Origin of the sequence: Streptomyces sp. NPDC005281, assembly GCF_040607495.1 — a bacterium.
Lineage (GTDB): Bacteria > Actinomycetota > Actinomycetes > Streptomycetales > Streptomycetaceae > Streptomyces.
The window spans coordinates 79,130-96,657 of record NZ_JBEXGX010000007.1 but is presented as its reverse complement, the minus strand read 5'-3'; the positions used below and the strand labels follow the sequence as shown (position 1 = coordinate 96,657).

General features: G+C 72.5%; 12 protein-coding genes and 1 pseudogene. 9 read left to right on the top strand and 4 right to left on the bottom strand.

The genetic code is table 11. From position 1 onward, the window contains the following. Positions 1-313 precede the first annotated feature (313 nt). Positions 314-1,144, top strand: coding sequence for an alpha/beta fold hydrolase (locus ABZV42_RS12505; protein WP_355976972.1), 831 nt, complete (start codon positions 314-316; stop codon positions 1,142-1,144). A 99-nt stretch (positions 1,145-1,243) separates the two neighbouring features. On the opposite strand, the pseudogene ABZV42_RS12500 reads toward ABZV42_RS12505, so the two are convergent. Beyond that, positions 1,244-2,080, bottom strand: a pseudogene (locus ABZV42_RS12500) (DMT family transporter); the annotation flags it as partial. A 71-nt stretch (positions 2,081-2,151) separates the two neighbouring features. On the opposite strand from ABZV42_RS12500, the gene ABZV42_RS12495 reads away from it, so the two are divergent. The 5 genes from ABZV42_RS12495 to ABZV42_RS12475 all read left to right on the top strand — a co-directional run bounded on the left by ABZV42_RS12495 (position 2,152) and on the right by ABZV42_RS12475 (position 11,655). Further along, on the top strand, positions 2,152-3,579 hold the full coding sequence (locus tag ABZV42_RS12495; protein WP_356051953.1) for a PLP-dependent aminotransferase family protein: 1,428 nt from the start codon (positions 2,152-2,154) through the stop codon (positions 3,577-3,579). 229 nt (positions 3,580-3,808) lie between these two features. Further along, complete coding sequence (locus ABZV42_RS12490) at positions 3,809-5,404, top strand: alkaline phosphatase D family protein (protein WP_356051853.1); 1,596 nt, start codon at positions 3,809-3,811, stop codon at positions 5,402-5,404. 310 nt (positions 5,405-5,714) lie between these two features. Continuing rightward, positions 5,715-7,205: an SWIM zinc finger domain-containing protein gene (locus ABZV42_RS12485; RefSeq protein ID WP_356051852.1), complete on the top strand. Its 1,491-nt coding sequence runs from the start codon at positions 5,715-5,717 to the stop codon at positions 7,203-7,205. Further along, positions 7,202-9,880 carry a DUF6493 family protein gene (locus tag ABZV42_RS12480; protein WP_356051850.1) on the top strand — a complete coding sequence of 893 codons (2,679 nt, stop codon included), beginning with the start codon at positions 7,202-7,204 and terminating at the stop codon, positions 9,878-9,880. Before ABZV42_RS12485 ends, ABZV42_RS12480 begins: the two co-directional genes overlap by 4 nt. 308 nt (positions 9,881-10,188) lie before the next feature. After that, positions 10,189-11,655, top strand: coding sequence for a GNAT family N-acetyltransferase (locus ABZV42_RS12475; protein ID WP_355976964.1), 1,467 nt, complete (start codon positions 10,189-10,191; stop codon positions 11,653-11,655). Between the two features lie 385 nt (positions 11,656-12,040). Here the strand turns inward: ABZV42_RS12475 and ABZV42_RS12470 are convergent, their stop codons facing one another. Further along, a complete protein-coding gene (locus ABZV42_RS12470; protein WP_355976962.1) occupies positions 12,041-13,252 on the bottom strand; it encodes a PLP-dependent transferase in 1,212 nt (403 codons plus the stop codon). 60 nt (positions 13,253-13,312) lie between these two features. Here ABZV42_RS12470 and ABZV42_RS12465 point away from each other — a divergent pair, with 60 nt between their 5' ends. Both ABZV42_RS12465 and ABZV42_RS12460 read left to right on the top strand, forming a co-directional pair. Next, positions 13,313-13,819, top strand: coding sequence for an Lrp/AsnC family transcriptional regulator (locus tag ABZV42_RS12465; protein WP_355976960.1), 507 nt, complete (start codon positions 13,313-13,315; stop codon positions 13,817-13,819). Positions 13,820-13,881: 62 nt separating this feature from the next. Beyond that, positions 13,882-15,573, top strand: a complete 1,692-nt coding sequence (locus ABZV42_RS12460; protein ID WP_355976958.1) for a DUF885 domain-containing protein — start codon at positions 13,882-13,884, stop codon at positions 15,571-15,573. Positions 15,574-15,629: 56 nt separating this feature from the next. Here ABZV42_RS12460 and ABZV42_RS12455 read toward each other — a convergent pair whose 3' ends face one another. Then, entirely contained in the window at positions 15,630-16,145 is a 516-nt protein-coding gene (locus ABZV42_RS12455) for an immunity 21 family protein (protein WP_355976956.1), read from the bottom strand. 119 nt (positions 16,146-16,264) lie between these two features. After that, positions 16,265-16,801: a rhodanese-like domain-containing protein gene (locus ABZV42_RS12450; RefSeq protein ID WP_355976954.1), complete on the bottom strand. Its 537-nt coding sequence runs from the start codon at positions 16,799-16,801 to the stop codon at positions 16,265-16,267. Between the two features lie 187 nt (positions 16,802-16,988). Here ABZV42_RS12450 and ABZV42_RS12445 point away from each other — a divergent pair, with 187 nt between their 5' ends. Beyond that, positions 16,989-17,435 carry an Lrp/AsnC family transcriptional regulator gene (locus ABZV42_RS12445; protein ID WP_355976952.1) on the top strand — a complete coding sequence of 149 codons (447 nt, stop codon included), beginning with the start codon at positions 16,989-16,991 and terminating at the stop codon, positions 17,433-17,435. The last annotated feature ends 93 nt before the right edge of the window (positions 17,436-17,528 follow it).

Below are 17,528 nucleotides of genomic sequence, written 5' to 3'. Positions count from 1 at the left end.
GCGGCCAGCCGGCCCCCCGCGCCTCACACCGCCCGCTCCCAGCCGTGCCGTCCTCTCCGCCCACTCGGGCGGCTGGGCGGCTGGGCGGCTGGGCGGCTGGGCGGCTGGGCGGCTGGGCGGCTGGGCGGCTGGGCGGCTGGGCGGCTGGGCGGCTGGGCACCATGCGGTCGCTCCGCCCGGTCCACGCCACTCCGCCGCGCCGTTCGGTGCCTGGCGTACGGTTCGTGAGGGTGCGGGGCTACCCGTCGGTAGCAGTTGCTGACAAGCTGTCTACGAGATGGTTCGTCACGGCGTTCAGACGAGGAGCAGTCCCATGTCCGACACGGTCACCGTCAGCCTCCCCTCACCGCGCGGCCCGAAGGAAATACCCGTGTCCTACGCGCGCGTGGGCACCGGTGCACCGCTGCTCCTGCTGCACGGGATCGGCCACCATCGCCAGGCCTGGGACCCGGTCATCCCCATCCTCGCGGCCGAACGCGACGTGATAGCGGTCGACCTCCCCGGCTTCGGCGCGTCCCCGGCACTGCCCGAAGGGCTCACCCACGACCTGCCGACGGTGGTGTCCCTGCTCGGGGCGCTGTGCGAGGCCCTGGAGATCGAGCGTCCGCACGTCGCCGGCAACTCGCTCGGCGGGCTGCTGGCCCTGGAACTGGGACGCGAGAAGCTCGTACGGTCCGTGACCGCGCTCTCGCCCGCCGGCTTCTGGTCACCGGTGGAGCGCCGCTACGCCTTCGGCGTGCTGATCGCCATGCGCCAGACGGCCCGGCGCATGCCGCTCCCGGTCGTCGAGCGGCTCTCCCGCTCCGCGGCCGGGCGGACGGTGCTGACCAGCACCATCTACGCCCGGCCCGGCCGCCGTTCACCCGAAGCGGTCGTCGCCGAGACCCTGGCGCTGGCCAATGCCGAGGGATTCGCCGAGACCCTCCGGGCGGGTACGAACGTCCAGTTCACGGACGACATCCCGGCGCTCCCCGTCACCGTGGCCTGGGGCACCCGTGACCGGCTCCTGATCCGCCGCCAGGGCGTCCGGGCCAAGCAGATCATTCCGCGGGCGCGGCTGGTGCGGCTGCCCGGCTGCGGCCACGTCCCGATGAACGACGACCCGGCGCTCGTCGCCCGGGTCCTCCTCGACGGCAGCCGCTGAGCCGTCTTCGGAGGGCGTGACCGAGCCGCGGCCCTTGGCGGAAGCCCGTGGGCCGCGTCCCACAACGCGGCTCAACGCGCCTGATCCGAGGGCGACTCCGGCGCCCACGAGGGCACTGCCCGCGGCCTGCGCGATCCCGTACGAGCCCGTGCCCACGAGCGGCGCGGTGCAGGCGGCGGAGACCGGGATCAGGCCGGAGAAGAGCGTGGCGCGCTCCGCGCCGATGCGCTGCACGCCCATGTACCAGCAGACGAAGCCGACGACCGTGACGACCGCGGCCTGCCACAGCAGCGCGGTCGCCTCGGTGGCGTCCGGTACCCGCAGCCACGCTCCACGTCCGGAGATCACCCCGACCACGGCCGCCTCGGCCGCGGCGACACCGCACACGGTGGCCGACAGCAGCCGCGGCCCGAGCGGGCGCAGTACGGGGACGGCCAGTACGGCGAAGCCGGCTTCCCCGGCCAGGGCGCCCAGGGAGTACGCGATCCCGGCGGCGTCCGTGCGACCCCACCCCTGGACGGCGAAGGCCCCCAGAGCGACCAGCAACGCCCCGTACAGGACGCGGCGTTGTTGACGGCGGCCCTCAAGTAGCGGCACGAGCACCGCCACGACGAGCGGCGCGCAGCCCACGAAGACACCGGGGACCGCCGGTTCGGCCGTGCGCTCGGCGGACAGCACGGCGAGGTTGAAACCGACCATGCCGACGGCCGCGATCAGGGCGAGGCGCCCCCACTGGCGCAGCGTGAGCAGCCGCAGCGGGGCGGTCCCGCGCCGGCCGACGAGAGGCAGCAGAAGGACGCAGGCGAGGGCGTAACGCAGGAACTGGCCGCCCGCGTACGGATAGTGGCCCATGACGCTGTTGGCGGTGAAGGACCCTCCGACGAGGACACAGGCGAGGGCGGCGAGCAGCGCGCCCCGGGTGGTGGTGGCGTTCATGACTCCGACGCTATGAACGGACGTGGTCCGGTTTAAGGTCCACTTCCATGACGTCATCGGGGACCAATCGCATGGGGCCGCCGGCTTCCGCTCCAGAAGCGGCGGCGCCCCCGTCGGCCGCGTGGGAGCTGCTGCTGCCGGCCACGGCGGCACCGCCACGCGCGCGTGGACGCACCCTTCAGGCCGCTCTGCGCGAGGCGGTCCGTTCCGGGCGGCTCGCTTCCGGTACCCGGCTGCCGTCCAGCCGTGAGCTGGCCGGTGATCTCGGCGTGTCGCGGGGGCTGGTCACCGAGGCGTACGAGCAGTTGACGGCCGAGGGGTATCTGCGCAGTGACCGGGGTTCCGGCACCTGGGTCGGCGGCGCGGTCCGCGCGGCCGACCCACGCGCGCGTGACGGCGCGCCGCGGCCGTCCGGAGCGCGGACCGACTTCGTCCCGGGAACCCCCGACCTGTCCCTCTTCCCGCGCTCCGCGTGGGCCGCGGCGCACCGCGCGGTGCTGGCCGAACTGCCCCACCAGGGGCTGGGCTACCCGGATCCCCGTGGTCTGCCGGAACTGCGGACCGCCCTCGCCGAACTCCTCGTGCGCCGCCGGGGTGTGGTCGCGGACCCGGAGCACGTCATCGTGGTCTCCGGGGTCGCCCAGGCGATGACGCTGCTCGGATTCGTGCTCCACGCGCGCGGGACCCCCGGCGTGGGAATCGAGAGTCCGGGCAGCCCGGAACACGCCGCGCTGTTCGCGTCGGCCGGTGTCGGCACCGTACCCCTGCCGATCGACGACGAAGGCCTCGCCATCGCTCCGCTCCGTGCCTCCGGTGTACGGGCCGTGGTGACGACGCCCGCCCACCAGTTCCCCACGGGGATCGCGTACTCGGCGCGGCGCCGCGCCGGACTCCTCGACTGGGCCCGGTCCGTGGACGGGCTGGTGATCGAGGACGACTACGACGGCGACTTCCGCTACGACCGTGCCCCGGTGGGTGCCCTCCAGGGACTCGACCCCGGACATGTCGCGTACACGGGCTCGGTCAGCAAATCGCTCGCTCCGGGGCTGCGGCTCGGCTGGCTCCTCGTCCCGGCGTCCCTCTTCGAGGAGGTCGTCGAGCGCAAACGCACCATGGACCTCGGCAACCCGGTCCTGGACCAGGCGCTCCTGGCCCGTTTCGTCGAACGGGGCGACTACGACCGTCAACTGCGCCGCTGCCAGCGCGCGTACCGGGAGCGGCGTGACGTCCTGGTCGCGGCCCTGGAGGAACACTTCCCGGGCACGGAGGTGTCGGGGATCGCGGCCGGACTGCACGTCGTCGCCGCGTTGCCCGCCCGGTACGGGCCGCCGGCCCGTTTCCTCGAGCGGGTCACGGCGGCCGGTGTCGTGGTCCGGCCCTCGGGGCACTACGGAGCGACGTCCGCGGACCGCATAGGGCTGGTCCTGGGGTACGCCCATCTGCCGCCCGCGCGGATACGGGACGGTGTGCGGCTGATGGCTACGGCCATGTGCGGCTGATGGCGACGGCCGTGCGCGGCTGATGGCGACGACGGGCTGATGGCGACGGGCGTGCACGGCCAGGGCGCCGACAACGAGTCCCGGGCGCCCTGAGAGGCCCGCGCGGAGGCCCGGGACGGGCGCCTGTCGGGCGACAGCCGGTTGTTCACCCGTGGTTTGCGTGCGCGCTGCGGCGCACCAGTAGGTGTGGCTCTGCACACTGGCCGAATCCGTACTCGGAGGCGTTTCCATGTCGCACCGTCCGCTCAGCTCGTTCCCCGGCCGCCGCAGCGTGCTGCGCGGCTCCCTCGCCGCGTCGGCGGCGCTGGCCCTTCCCACCACGCTCGGCGCGGCGCCGGCGCTCGCTCTGTCGGGCCGGCCGAAGGCGGGCTGGGGCGTCCAGACCGGCGACGTGACCGGCGACTCCGGTCTGGTGTGGGTCCGTTCCGACCGGCCCGCACGGATGATCGTCGAAACCTCGGCGACCGCGTCGTTCCGCGCCCCGCGCCGATGGCACGGCCCGCTCCTGGGCGCGGACACGGACTTCACGGGCACCACCCGGCTGCGCGGACTGCCGTCCGGCGAACAGATCCACTACCGCGTCCTGCTCGCCGACCCCGACGACTCCCGGCGCACCGGCGAGCCGGTGAGCGGGACGTTCCGTACCGCTCCGCACGGGCGCCGGGGCGGCGTGCGCTTCCTGTGGTCGGGCGACCTTGCGGGACAGGGCTGGGGCATCAACCCGGACCTCGGCGGCTACCGCATCTACGACGCGATGGCCGGGCTCGACCCCGACTTCTTCCTGTGCAGCGGCGACAACATCTACGCGGACGGACCGATCGCCGCGACGGCCGCGCTCCCCGACGGAAGCACCTGGCGGAACGTCACGACCGAGGAGAAGTCCAAGGTCGCCGAGTCGCTGGCCGAGTTCCGCGGCAACTTCCGCTACAACCTGCTCGACGAGAACCTCAAGCGGTTCAACGCCCAAGTGCCTTCCGTCATCCAGTGGGACGACCACGAGGTGCGCAACAACTGGTACCCCGGTGAGGTGGTCGCCACCACGGACACGCGCTACACGGAGAAGAGCGTCGACGTCCTGGCGGCGCGGGCCCGGCGCGCGTTCAGCGAGTACTTCCCCGTGTCGACCCTGCGGCCCGGCGACAAGGACGGACGTGTGCACCGGGTCATGCGCCACGGCCCGCTCCTGGACGTGTTCGTCCTCGACATGCGCACCTACCGCAACGCCAACTCGCCGGACGACCAGGCGACGGATCCGCAGGGCATCCTCGGTGCCGCGCAGCTGGAGTGGCTGAAGCGGGAGCTGTCTCGGTCGCGGGCCGTGTGGAAGGTGATCGCCGCGGACATGCCGCTCGGCCTCGTCGTGCCGGACACGACCGAGGGGCGGCCGAACTTCGAGGCCGTGGCGCAGGGCGACCCCGGCCTGCCGCTCGGTCGTGAACTCCAGCTGGCCGAGCTGCTGCGGTTCATCAAGCACCGGCGGATCACGGGCACCGTGTGGCTCACGGCCGATGTCCACCACACCTCGGCGCAGCACTATCAGCCGTCGCGGGCAGCGTTCACCGACTTCGAGCCGTTCTGGGAGTTCGTCTCGGGCCCGCTCAACGCCGGAGCCTTTCCGGCCAGCGCGCTGGACAACACCTTCGGTCCGGAGCGGGTGTTCGTGAAGGCGCCCGTCGCCTCGAACGTCTCGCCCGCCGGCGGCTACCAGTTCTTCGGCGAGGTCGACATCGACGGCGACAGCGGCGAACTGACGGTTCGACTGCGCGAGCAGGACGGGACCGTGCTGTTCACACAGGTGCTCCAGCCGGGGCGCGTGGGGCAGTAGGCGTGAGGTACCGCCGTGCCGGACACCGGGCTCGCCCGTCCCAGGGCGCCCGGCACGGCGGGTCCGCCGACGCGACTCGCCCCTGCGACCCGTCGGCGAGGCCGGCGCGCGAGGTCGACGGGCGAGGCGGGCGGCGCGAGTTCGGCAGGCAAGGTCGGCAGGCAAGCCGGGCGGGCAAGGTAGGCGGGCTGGCCGGCCGGTGAACACCGACCGGTGAATCCCGTCGCCGAGATCAGTGAGAAAAGTCGACCGTTGAGCAAGTCGTCGCAGGTCAGGGGCGATTGTCAGTGGTCGCCTCTACGGTTTTTCCATGACGCGATCGTTGCAGGCCGTGGCCTACACCCGACCCTCCGCTCTGGAGTCCGCCCCCGGCGGACGGCGGCTGGGCCTCGAGACCTCGCGGGGCTCGACGCCCACGGGGATTCAGGACCATCCGCGCTTCTTCGCGGGCTTTCTGACCTCACCTCAGGTGGCCGCCGCGGGCCTGCTCGCGGTCGCCGACGTCGCAGGGGCGCGCTACTACCAGCCGCAGCTGCGGGCCTCCCTGGACCCGGTGGTCACGGGCAACGGTGACCGTCTGCGGTTCGAGTCCTTCTCCGGCTGCGGCGGGGTGTATGCCCGCCTGGACGTGCTGGCACCGGGCCTCGACGGCGACGAGATCGGTCACGGAACGACGAACGTCGACGTCAACAACCCGTTGCGCGAAGCCCTTTCCCGCATAGGAACGGACGATCCGCTGCATCTTCGGGTCGGTCCCGACGAGATGGCCGTGACCACCCTGGACGGACCGGTGGTGGAGAAGAAGGTCCCGCTTCCCGACCGCTGGCTGCGGGGATTCGCCGAAGCCCAGGTGACCGCGGCCGGGTTCGATCTGCGGGCCGAGCTGCCCGCGGCCGAGGCGGTGCGGTTCCTGCGCTCGCTCCCGCGCGGCGCGGTGCGCGGCCGGTCGGGCGGCGTTCAGTGGGTGGTGCCGGCGGGGCGGGGACTGCGTCCGACGACCCGGCCGGTTCCGGGAGCGGTGTGTCTGCCGGGACCCGACCGGCTGATCGCGCTCCAGCGGGTGCTGCGCCATGCGACGGCCCTGCGGGTGTACGGCCCGCCGGTCACCGGCGACGCCACGCTCGCCGGCGCCTGGGAAGCCGTCCTGCCCGGGATGCGGCTGACGCTCACGCTGTCGCCGGACGCCTCCCGGGGCTTCTCCGGGGAGGGCGGGGTACTGGACGCCCTCGCCACCGACGAGGCGGCCGAGGACGCCGAGCTCATCGCGGTGCTGCTGGCCTGGGAACCGCGCGTGGACGTGGGCGACCTGGCCGCCGCCTCCGGTCTGCCGGCCGAGCGGGTGAGGGCCGCCCTGGTCCGGCTCGGCACGTCGGGCCGCGTCGGCTACGACACCGCGGAAGCCGCGTACTTCCACCGGGAACTGCCGTACGACTCGGGGCGGGCCGAGCGGCACAATCCGCGCCTGCGGTCGGCGCGTGCCCTGGTGTCCGCCGGCGCGGTCGCGCTGGAGGGAGCCATCGGCACGGTGACGGCGGACGACGGACATGTGCACCGGGTCCGCGACGACGCGGGGACGCTGAGCTGTTCCTGCCTGTGGTGGGCGAAGTACCGCGGCGGCCGCGGACCGTGCAAGCACGCTCTCGCGGTGCGGATGGTCCGCCGGGGCGCTCGGGCCGAACACCGGGACGCTCCGGCTCCGACCGCGACCGCGACTGCGACTGCGACTGCGACTGCGACTGCGACTGCGGGACGACGCGAGGCATTCATGGAAGTTCCGGTCGACGGGGGCGAAGAGCGATGAGCGACGAAGCACTGCTGACGGCGGTACGGGCGGGGCGGACCGTCGAGGCGGCCGGCCTCCTGGACGGGATGACCGACGCCGAACGCCGGGCCTGTCTGCCCGCGTTGAAGGAACTCCGCAAGGAACTGCGGTCCGCGCCGTGGAACGCGGCCTCCCGCGTGGCCCATCCCGCGCTGCACGCGGCGGGGGCCGCGTGTCACTCGGGTGCCGCCGGAGCGGCGGCCTGGATCGCCGGCGTCGACATGCGCTGGTCCCAGGCCTCCCCCGGAGTCCTGCTCCACATGCTCGGAGACCGCGAATCGAACTGGCTCGCCGATCTGACGCACCGGCTCGCCGCCCGGCCGGCGACGTCCCGGCTCCCGTTCCCCCTGTTGTCGGGGCTGGTGGGGCTGTCCGGCTGCGAGGTCCCGACGACCGACGCCTACGTGCGGGGCTGGTTCGAGCACATCGGTGCCTCATGGCGCGACGGGCGCTCCGTGACGCAGCGTCTCCGCAACGAACCGCACCTGCCCGTGATGATCACCGCGCTGTTCGAGTCGCCGGAGGTCACGGGGCAGATCGGTTGGCTGTTCGGCGACGGACCGGGCAGCTGGTGCAACGCCCTCGCCGAGCTGGCCGAGGAGGGTGCTCTCGACCGCAAGGTCCTGGTGGACGGGTGCATCGCGCGGCTCGTACGCGGCGGCGCCCCGGCCGACCAGCGGGTGTTCCTGCGTCTCCTGTCATCGCTGGCCCTGACACGTGACGAGGAACGTGAGCGTTCCGCCGACTGGACGGCTCTCGCCTCCCAGGCCGTGCCGTCCGTCGCCTGGCACGCGCAGTCCGTGCTCGCGTCCTTCGCGCTGGACGGCGAGCTGACGTCCCGGCAGCTGGCCGAGATGTCCTCGGGCGTGCTCTTCCGTACCGAGAAGAAGCTGGTCCGCGCTCAGCTCGTCCTGCTGGGGAAGGTCCTCAAGCGCGATCCGTCCACGGCGGAGGTGCTGCTGCCGGCGGTGGCGGAAGCCTTCGGGCACGAGGACCCGGATGTGCAGGAGCGCGCTCTGAGGCTGGTGGAGCGCCATGTCACGGCGCTGCCCGACGCGGTCGATGCGAACAATGCGAACACCACGAACACCGCGAGGGAACGACTCGGCGAACTCTCCGCCGACCTGAGCCCGGGGCTGCGGATCCGGGCGCAGCGGGTCCTCGGCATCGAGGTTCCGTGCTCCGCTGCCACGGTCCAGGAGGAGGTGCTGCCGCCGGTTCCGGAGCGGGAACGGCTGGTGCCCGCACCGGAGTCGGTGGCCGAACTGGCGGAGGAGGTCAGCGCGATACTGGCCTCCGGCGGTGGAGTCGCCACGTTCGAGCGCACCCTGGACGGCCTGGTCCGCCACGCCCACCGGGACCGGGACGCCCTGGTCGAGGCCCTCGGACCCGTGGTCGCACGCTGCTGGTGGAAGGACCTCGATCCGCGGTACCCGAGCACGGACAAGGTCTTCCGTGAGTCGCCGCACGGTCTCGAAGTCGTCCTCGCGGCCCTGTTCGAACAGGTCGGCATGGACACCCTTCATGCGGCGGTACAGCGGGGAGCGACGAACGGGAACTGTCATCACAGCGCTCTCTCACGCGCCTTCGAGGCACGTCTTTGGGAGGTGGCCTACCGGCTCCGCGCCGACCCGATGCCGTTCCTGCTGGCCACACCCAGCTGGGACACCGGGCTTCTGGAGCCGGACGTGCTGGTGGAACGCCTCACCGAGTACCGCCGCCGCGACGCCCGGCCGGGAACGGCCGACTTCGCCCAGGCACTCCTGCGCGTACGGCGCGACGACCCGGCGACGGCGGCGGCAGCCGCGGCGCGGGCCCGCGCGCTCGGCAGCCCGGAGGGGTACCGGCTGGCCCAATGGCTCACCGCGGAAGGACCGCTGCTCCCGACGAGCCGCCGTAGGACCTCTGGTGCCCGTGTTCTTCTGGAACTGGGTGAACTCGAGGAGATACAGGGCCTGTTCCCCGTGGAGTTCCGGCCGCTGGGCCGCCCCCTCACGGTGTTCAAGGACCACTGGTACTGCCGGCACTGGGGGGTCACGGACCAGCGGCACTGGCCGGCCGTCGTTCCAGGACGACGTGAGCTGGTGGCGGCGCGTCTGCTGCGCGACATCAGCGCGGCGGCGGTGGAGGACACCCGCATGGACGCCGCGATGCTGCCGCTGCTCGCCGAGGCCGACGGGACAGCGGGCGAGGCACTGCATCTGTGCGTGGCGTACGGGCTCGGGGCCCGGCATCCCGAGGACCGGCTCGCCGCGGTGGACGCCCTGCTGGTCCTCGCCGCCCGGGGGCAGCTGGACGCCGGGCGGCTCGGCGCGGACCTCGGGGAACTGGTGGGCAGGGGAGCGCTGAAGAGGTCCCGGCTGGCCGAGTCGATACGCACGGCGGCGGCCACGGGTGCGTACGCCACCCTCTGGTCCGTGTCGCGCGGCCTGTTGCCCGCCCTGCTGGCCGACCTCGCCGCCGACGGGGCGGGCGGCGGCGCGGTACGGGGGCTGGGTGAGCTGCTTGCCATCGCCGCCGACTGCGCCGAGCGGTCCGGGGCGCGCGGCGATCTCACGCATCTCGCCGGGATCGCCGAGCGGCGGGGTTCGTCCAAGGTGGTGACCCAGGCCCGAAGGCTGCGGACCACGCTGACGCAGGAGGCCGCCGCCTGACACCGGAAGCCCATGGCTGGCACCGGGGGCCCAAGTCTGGCGGGGGGAGGCCCAAGGCTGACGTGGGAATCCCAAGTCTGGCGCGGGAAGCCACTACAGACGCTGCCGACGCGGGACCGACGCGCTTGTGACGCAGGACCGTCGAGCACTTGACGGCCCTGACCAGGTGAACAGTCAGGTCCCGCGTTCGAGGCAAAAGAACCGTAAAAAGAACTGCAAAAAGGACAGAACGACGCTTAACCGATCAGTCACAAGCCGTTCGTGATCACGCAACACCATTCCTTCACAGTGACTGTATGACTCCAGACATGTCTGATGTGACGCGTGCGAAGCACGGACGACCCGTTCACCACTGGCGACGGGACGTCGTCGAACTCGCCGCACTGTTCACGGCCGTGGCAGTCGCGGACGGCGTGGCCAACCTGATCGGGCACGGGCCCGGCGGCCCCGCACTCCTGGTGATCTCGGCGGTGTTCCTGGCCGCGACGGCCGGATTCCACACATGGTGGGCACGGCGCCACGGTCACGCGCCTCCGACAAGCGATACCGGCGCCCGGCCGCCCTCGGACGGGCGAACGGGCGCACTCTCCGGTGAAGGGGCGGGCACCTCGGCGCCACTGGCCGCTGCGGAGGCGACGGCGCTGCTGCGGATGCGGACAACGGTCAAGGACGCCCCGGGTTCGCTCGCCGCGCTGTGCACGGCGCTCGCACAGAGCCAGGTCGACATCCTGAGCCTCCAGACGCACCCGTTGGCGGACGGAACGGTCGACGAGTTCCTGCTGCGCGCGCCCGCCGAGCTGCCCACGTCCGAGATCACCCGCAGTGTGGCGCTCGCCGGCGGCACCGCCACCTGGATCGAGCGGGCCGACGCCCACGATCTGGTCGACGCCCCGACCCGGGTGCTCGGGCTGGCCACCCGTACAGCCCTCGACGCTTCCGAACTGCCGCTCGCACTGAGGCAGTTGCTCGGCCGGTGCACGATCCGTTCGCTGCCCGCCACCTCTCCCGTCTCCGGCCGGGCGACGGAGGGGGCTCCCGTGGAGGGGGCGCTGGAGGACACGGTGATGCGGCTGCGCGCGCCGGAGGGCGGAGTGATCACGGTCGAGCGGCCGTATCTGCCGTTCACACCGACCGAGTTCGCCCGGGCGCGGGCGCTGGTCGAACTGGACGCGCGGCTCGGTCCGCGCGTCCCGCGCGGGCAGGACATGCTGACGCTGCCCGAGGGCAACGCGATCACCGTGCAGCGTGCGGACGTCTCCGACCTCGAGGCCGCCAAGGCGATGCACGAGCGCTGCTCGCCGCGCACGCTGAGCATGCGGTACCACGGCCCGGTCTCCGACGCGGACCGCTACCTCAACCACCTGCTCAGCCCCAGTTTCGGGCGCACCCTCGCCGTCCGCACCGCGTCCGGCAGGATCGTCGGGCTCGGTCATCTCCTCTGGGACGGTGACGAGACGGAGGTCGCGCTGCTCGTCGAGGACGACTGGCAGCGGCGCGGAATCGGCGTCGAACTGCTCGGCCGTCTGGTGGCGATGGCCGTCGAGGCAGGCTGCGAGAGCGTGTACGCCGTCACGCAGGCGTCGAACACCGGCATGGTCGCCGCCATGCGCGGCCTCGGCCTCCCCCTCGACTACCAGATCGAGGAGGGCACCCTGGTCATCACCGCCCGTCTGGAAACCGCACCGGTGACATCACAGCAGCCGTACGCCCACGGGCACGCACAGCCTGGGGCGGCCACGGGGATGGGCCCCGGCACCGCACTGGGCCGGGACTGACCCGAAGAACCCCGGCCCACCCCCTCCGGTCGGACCCCAGCCCCGCCTTCGCCCATCAAGCCCCCCGCACCCACCGGGCACCACCAGACAGGGCTAGGCGCCACCGGGCACCGCCGGGCGCGCCCGCCCCACCGGGCATCGCCGGGACCTTCGACCATCCCCAGAGCCCCTTCGACCGCCCCCGGAGCGAGCCTGGGGCGCGCGCCCGCACCACCGCGCGCGCCCCAGGCACCACCGAGCAGCACCGAGCAGCACCAAGACAGCCAAGCGCCCCTGGCACCCTGAGCCCCCGGGCGCCGCCGCCACGGTCAAGCACCCCCGGCACCACAGGACACGCCCCCGGCACACCCCGTACCGAGGGCGCCGCTCCCCCGCCCCCGCTCCCTCACCCCCTGCTGCTGAACCCCAATGCCGAGTCCAGGTCGGACCACAGGTCGTCCACGTCCTCCAGGCCCACCGACAGTCGCAGCAGCCGGTCGCTGACGCCCGCTTCGTGGCGGTCCGCCGTGGGGACGATGCGGTGGCTTATGGAGGCCGGGTGCTGGATGAGGCTGTCGACGCTGCCGAGGCTCACGGCCGGGGTGATCAGCCGGACTCCGGCGATCACGTCGTGCGGGTCGCCGTGCACCTCGAAGGCGATCATGGCGCCGCCGATGCGCGGATAGTGCACGCGGGCGACGCGCGGGTCGGCGGCGAGCCGGCCGGCGAGTTCCGCGGCGTTCGAGGACGCGGCCCGGACCCGGACGGGCAGGGTCGACAGCCCGCGCAGCAGCAGATAGCCGGCCAGCGGATGCAGGACGCCTCCCGTCGCGAACCGCACCTGGCGCAGTTTGCGGGCGAAGTCCTCGTCGCAGGCGACCACTCCGGCCATCACGTCCCCGTGTCCGCCCAGGTACTTGGTCGCGCTGTGCAGGACCAGTCGCGCGCCGTGTTCGGCGGGGCGTTGCAGCACAGGGGTGGCGAAGGTGTTGTCGGCCAGGAGCGGGATGGAGCCGCAGGCGTGCGCCACGGCCCGGAGGTCGAGTTCGGCGAGCGTCGGGTTGGCCGGGGACTCGACCATCACGAGACCCGTGTCGGGCCGCAGCGCGTCGGCGATCCCGGCCGGGTCGACCCAGGTGACCTCGCTGCCGAGCAGCCCGGCCGTCAGGAGGTGGTCGCTACAGCCGTACAGCGGACGCACGGCGACGACATGGCGCAGGCCCATCGCGTTGCGTACGAGGAGGACGGCGCTCAGCGCGGCCATGCCGCTCGCGAAGGCGACCGCGCTCTCGGTGCCTTCGAGACGCGCGAGTGCGGTCTCGAAGCGGGCGACGGTGGGATTGCCGAGACGGGCGTAGACGGGTGGCCCGTCCGGTTCGGCGCCCTCGGCCGCGAAGGCGTCGATCCGGGCGGCCTCGCCACGGCTGTCGTACGAGGGGTAGGTGGTGGACAGGTCGATCGGGGCCGCGTGCAGCCCCAGGGCCGCCAGATCCTCCCGGCCGGCGTGCACGGCTTCCGTGGCGAGTGCCCGGACCGGAGCCGACAGGACCTGACCGTTCCCGTTCAGGTCGTCCTGCGCGTCCTGCGCGCCCTGCGTGTCGTACACAACGGTGTCCATGCGCCGAAGCCTGAACACCGGGCGGGGTTTCGGCGCCACATCCCGTGTTACGTTCGCGCCATGGCCGATTCTGTCGTACTCGATCCGGTGGATCTTCATCTCCTGCGGCTGTTGCAGAACGACGCACGGACGACCTACCGCGATCTCGCCGCGCAGGTCGGGGTCGCCCCGTCGACCTGTCTCGACCGGGTGACCCGGCTGCGGCGGGCAGGAGTGATTCTCGGCCATCAGCTGCGGCTGGACCCGGCGAAGCTCGGACGGGGTCTGGAGGCGCTGCTTTCCGTACAGGTCAGGCCGCACCGCCGGGAACTGGTGGGCCCCTTCGTCGACCGGATCCGGCTGCTGCCGGAGTCGCGGACCGTCTTCCATCTGACAGGACCCGACGACTATCTCGTCCATGTCGCGGTCGCGGACATGGCGGATCTCCAGCGGCTGGTGCTCGACGAGTTCACCTCGCAGCGTGAAGTGGCCCGGGTGGAGACGCGGCTGATATTCCAGCAGTGGGACTGCGGCCCCTTGCTGCCGCCCACCGCGCCCGGCACACCGTCTCCGGCCAAATCCGACTGACGCGCTGAAAAGCCCGGCTGGGCGGGCTGACGCGGCGCCCGTGCCCGTACGAGGATGTGCGCATGTCAGAGACGAAGAACCCGCTGCCCCGCGAGGTCGCCGACACCTACGTCGACGAGCTCATCGCCCTCGACCCGGTTCTCGGTACCTACCTCGGTGTGCAGGAGAGTCACGGCAGGCTTCCCGACAACTCGCCCGCGGGCCAGGAGGCCGTCGCCGAGCTGGCCCGGGTGACGCTCGCGCGGCTGGACGAGGCGGAGCGGCGGCCGGGAGCGGACCGTGACATCGAGCGCCGTTGTGCCCGGCTGCTGCGGGAGCGGCTCACCGCCGCGCTCGCGGTGCACGAGGCCGGCGAGGGCCTGCGGGCGGTCGGCAATCTGCACACGCCGGTGCACTCGGTGCGGCAGGTCTTCACCCTGACACCGACGGAGACGGACGAGGACTGGGCGACGGTCGCCGAGCGGCTGCGCGCGGTTCCGGCCGCGTTCGCGGGCTACCGGGAGTCGCTCGCGCTCGGACTCGACCGCAAGCTGTACGCGGGACCGCGCCCGACCGCGACGTTCGTCGAACAGCTCACGGAGTGGTCGGACACGGACGGGCAGGGCAGGGGCTGGTTCGAGGACTTCGTCTCGGCGGGTCCGGCCGCCGCTCGCGAGGAGCTGGACGCGGCGGCGCGTACCGCGACGGAGGCCGTGATCGCTCTGCGGGACTGGATGCGTGATGTGTACGCGCCCACGATCGAGGGCGCGCCCGACACCGTGGGACACGAGCGGTACGCGCGGCTGGCGCGCTACTTCAACGGTACGGATCTCGACCTCGACGAGGCGTACGCGTACGGCTGGGCCGAGTACCACCGTCTCCTGGCCGAGATGAGGACCGAGGCCGAGAAGATCCTGCCCGGCGCGGCGACCCCCTGGGTGGCGCTCGCGCACCTCGACGAGCACGGCCGGCACATCGAGGGCGTCGAGGAGGTCCAGGGCTGGCTCCAGGGGCTGATGGACGAGGCGATCACCGCCCTGGACGGCACGCACTTCGAACTCGCCGAGCCGGTACGGAAGGTGGAGTCCCGTATCGCGCCGCCCGGCGGTGCCGCGGCCCCCTACTACACCGCCCCGTCGCAGGACTTCTCGCGGCCCGGCCGCACCTGGCTGCCCACGATGGGCCAGACCCGCTTCCCCGTCTACGATCTCGTCTCGACCTGGTACCACGAGGGGGTGCCCGGCCATCACCTCCAGCTCGCGCAGTGGGCTTACGTCGTCGACGACCTGTCCCGCTACCAGGCCACCGTCGGCATGGTCAGCGCCAACTGCGAGGGCTGGGCCCTGTACGCGGAGCGGCTGATGGACGAGCTCGGCTTCCTCACGGACGCGGAGCAGCGGCTCGGCTATCTCGACGCGCAGATGATGCGAGCGGCCCGGGTCATCGTCGACATCGGCATGCACCTGGAGCTGGAGATCCCGGCCGACGCGCCCTTCCACCCGGGTGAGCGGTGGACCCCGGAGCTGGCGCAGGAGTTCTTCGGTGCCCACAGCAGCCGGCCGGCCGACTTCGTGGAGAGCGAGCTGACCCGCTATCTCACGATGCCCGGCCAGGCCATCGGCTACAAGCTCGGCGAGCGCGCCTGGCTCCTCGGCCGTGAGAACGCCAGGAAGCGCCATGGTGACGCCTTCGACGCGAAGGCCTGGCACATGGCCGCCCTGTCCCAGGGTTCCCTGGGGCTGGACGACCTGGTGGACGAGCTCTCCCGGCTCTGACGGCCCTGCGCGGCGGCCGCTCCCGGCCGCCGCGTGTGTCCCCGTGGCGTCAGGCGTCAGTGCGTCAGCCGGCGCAGTTGTACGAGGCCCACCCATGTCTCGGGCCCCGGTTCGACGCGGGCCGCGCGGACCCCGTAGCGGCCCGGTTCGAGTTCCACCCTGAGATGGTCCGTGCTCTCGGAGGCGGTGCCCGGCCAGGTGGCGTCGAAGAGGACGACGGGGCCGGGCACGGTCCACTCCACCTCCGGCTCCCAGGCGGCCTGGACCAGCGCCGCCGGGACGACGGCGAGCAGTTCCTCCTCGGACTCGGCGGCGCACCAGCGTACGAAGGTGCCGTGCTCGGGGAGGTAGGTGGTCGAGGCGGGATCGTCGCCGAGGACCAGGGCCCGGGTGTCGCCGACAGGCAGGAGGCCTACGAACCCGTCGACGTCACAGGCCCGGTCGTAGTCGCAGGACATGTCGTCGCCGTCGGCCCCCGCCCAGAACGGGAGCACCGTCTCCGGAATCGCTATGAGCGGCCCGCCGCCCGACTCCACCCACTGGACCGCACCAGGGTCCGCGTATCTTGGCATGCGCAGAAGCTACACGGCGGGCGTCCGCCCCCGTACGGCAGGCAGCTCCCGGAAACAGGATCCGGACACGGCAGGGAAAGCGGGGGCCGGGTCCGTCGACGGGCCCCCTTCCCCGGTGGTCAGCAGCCGCAGTCCTCCGCGTCCACGGGCGCGGTCAGCGGGTCCGCGCCGCGGTTCTCACGCCCCTGCCACGTCTCGAACTCGAAGCCCTCGCGCGCCCAGTACTCGAAACCGCCGAGCATCTCCTTGACCTGGAAGCCGAGTTCGGCGAGGGCGAGGGCCGCGCGGGTGGCGCCGTTGCATCCGGGTCCCCAGCAATAGGTGACGACCGGCACGGACTTGTCCAGCAGCCGCTCGGCCTGCTCGGGGATGAGAGCGGTGGGCAAGTGGACCGCGCCGGGGATGTGGCCCTGGTCCCACGACGCGGTGGAGCGGGAGTCGAGGACGACGAACCCGGGGTCGCCGCCGGCCGCGAGGACCGCGGCCACGTCGGACACGTCGGCGTGGAACGCGAGGCTCGCGCCGAAGTAGGCGGCGGACGCGGCCGGGGAGGCGGGCGGCACCCTCAGAACGGGGTTCGACGCCACCGCCGAACCGGGCACGGAAGTGGTCGCCGCGTTGTTCGCGGCGGTGACCGAGTTCTTCGTCGCAGTCATGACCTGGCCTTTCCTTGAACCGTGGCCCCGCCGGACCGATGCCGCCCTTGCCACCGCGGTGCTTCCTGCGCACCGACCTCCGCGGGACTTCCTGACCAAAAATCTACGTGGCCCGCTCCCCGTCCTGAAGTGATGATCCACGGCAGTGCAGTTGATCGGCCGGGGATCTCCCTGGTATTCATCGTGGATGACCACGTATTCCCCGGACGCCACCGACTGGCGCATCCTCGACGTCCTCCAGCGCGAGGGCCGGTCCAGCTTCGCCGAGCTGGCACGGGCCGTCTCCATGTCACCGAGCGCGGTCACCGAGCGGGTTCGCCGGATGGAGGAGGCGGGCGTCATCCGGGGGTACGCGGCCCTCGTCGACCCCGAGCGCCTCGGCCTGCCGATCCTCGCGTTCGTCCGGCTCAGATATCCGAACGGCAACTACAAGCCGTTCCACGACCTCGTCGAGGTCACGCCCGAGATCCTGGAGGCGCACCACGTCACGGGTGACGACTGCTTCGTCATCAAGGTCGCGGCGCGGTCGATGGCCCATCTCGAGACGGTGTCGGGCAAGATCGGCACGCTGGGGTCGGTGACGACGAGCGTCGTCTACTCCTCACCGCTGCCGAGCCGCCCACTGGGCCGCTGAGCCCCGGGGACGACCACCGCGCACCGCCCTCTGAGCCCGCAGGGACGACCACCGCGCACCGCCCTCGGCGTACGGTCACGGCGCACCGCCCTC

Excerpts from the sequence above, each read along its gene's own strand:
- ABZV42_RS12460 (WP_355976958.1), top strand. The coding sequence starts at position 13,882 with ATGTCAGAGACGAAGAACCCGCTGCCCCGCGAGGTCGCCGACACCTAC.
- ABZV42_RS12475 (WP_355976964.1), top strand. The coding sequence starts at position 10,189 with ATGTCTGATGTGACGCGTGCGAAGCACGGACGACCCGTTCACCACTGG.
- ABZV42_RS12490 (WP_356051853.1), top strand. The coding sequence starts at position 3,809 with ATGTCGCACCGTCCGCTCAGCTCGTTCCCCGGCCGCCGCAGCGTGCTG.
- ABZV42_RS12495 (WP_356051953.1), top strand. The coding sequence starts at position 2,152 with ATGGGGCCGCCGGCTTCCGCTCCAGAAGCGGCGGCGCCCCCGTCGGCC.
- ABZV42_RS12445 (WP_355976952.1), top strand. The coding sequence starts at position 16,989 with ATGACCACGTATTCCCCGGACGCCACCGACTGGCGCATCCTCGACGTC.
- ABZV42_RS12505 (WP_355976972.1), top strand. The coding sequence starts at position 314 with ATGTCCGACACGGTCACCGTCAGCCTCCCCTCACCGCGCGGCCCGAAG.
- ABZV42_RS12450 (WP_355976954.1), bottom strand. The coding sequence starts at position 16,801 with ATGACTGCGACGAAGAACTCGGTCACCGCCGCGAACAACGCGGCGACC.
- ABZV42_RS12465 (WP_355976960.1), top strand. The coding sequence starts at position 13,313 with ATGGCCGATTCTGTCGTACTCGATCCGGTGGATCTTCATCTCCTGCGG.
- ABZV42_RS12485 (WP_356051852.1), top strand. The coding sequence starts at position 5,715 with ATGACGCGATCGTTGCAGGCCGTGGCCTACACCCGACCCTCCGCTCTG.
- ABZV42_RS12470 (WP_355976962.1), bottom strand. The coding sequence starts at position 13,252 with ATGGACACCGTTGTGTACGACACGCAGGGCGCGCAGGACGCGCAGGAC.
- ABZV42_RS12455 (WP_355976956.1), bottom strand. The coding sequence starts at position 16,145 with ATGCCAAGATACGCGGACCCTGGTGCGGTCCAGTGGGTGGAGTCGGGC.
- ABZV42_RS12480 (WP_356051850.1), top strand. The coding sequence starts at position 7,202 with ATGAGCGACGAAGCACTGCTGACGGCGGTACGGGCGGGGCGGACCGTC.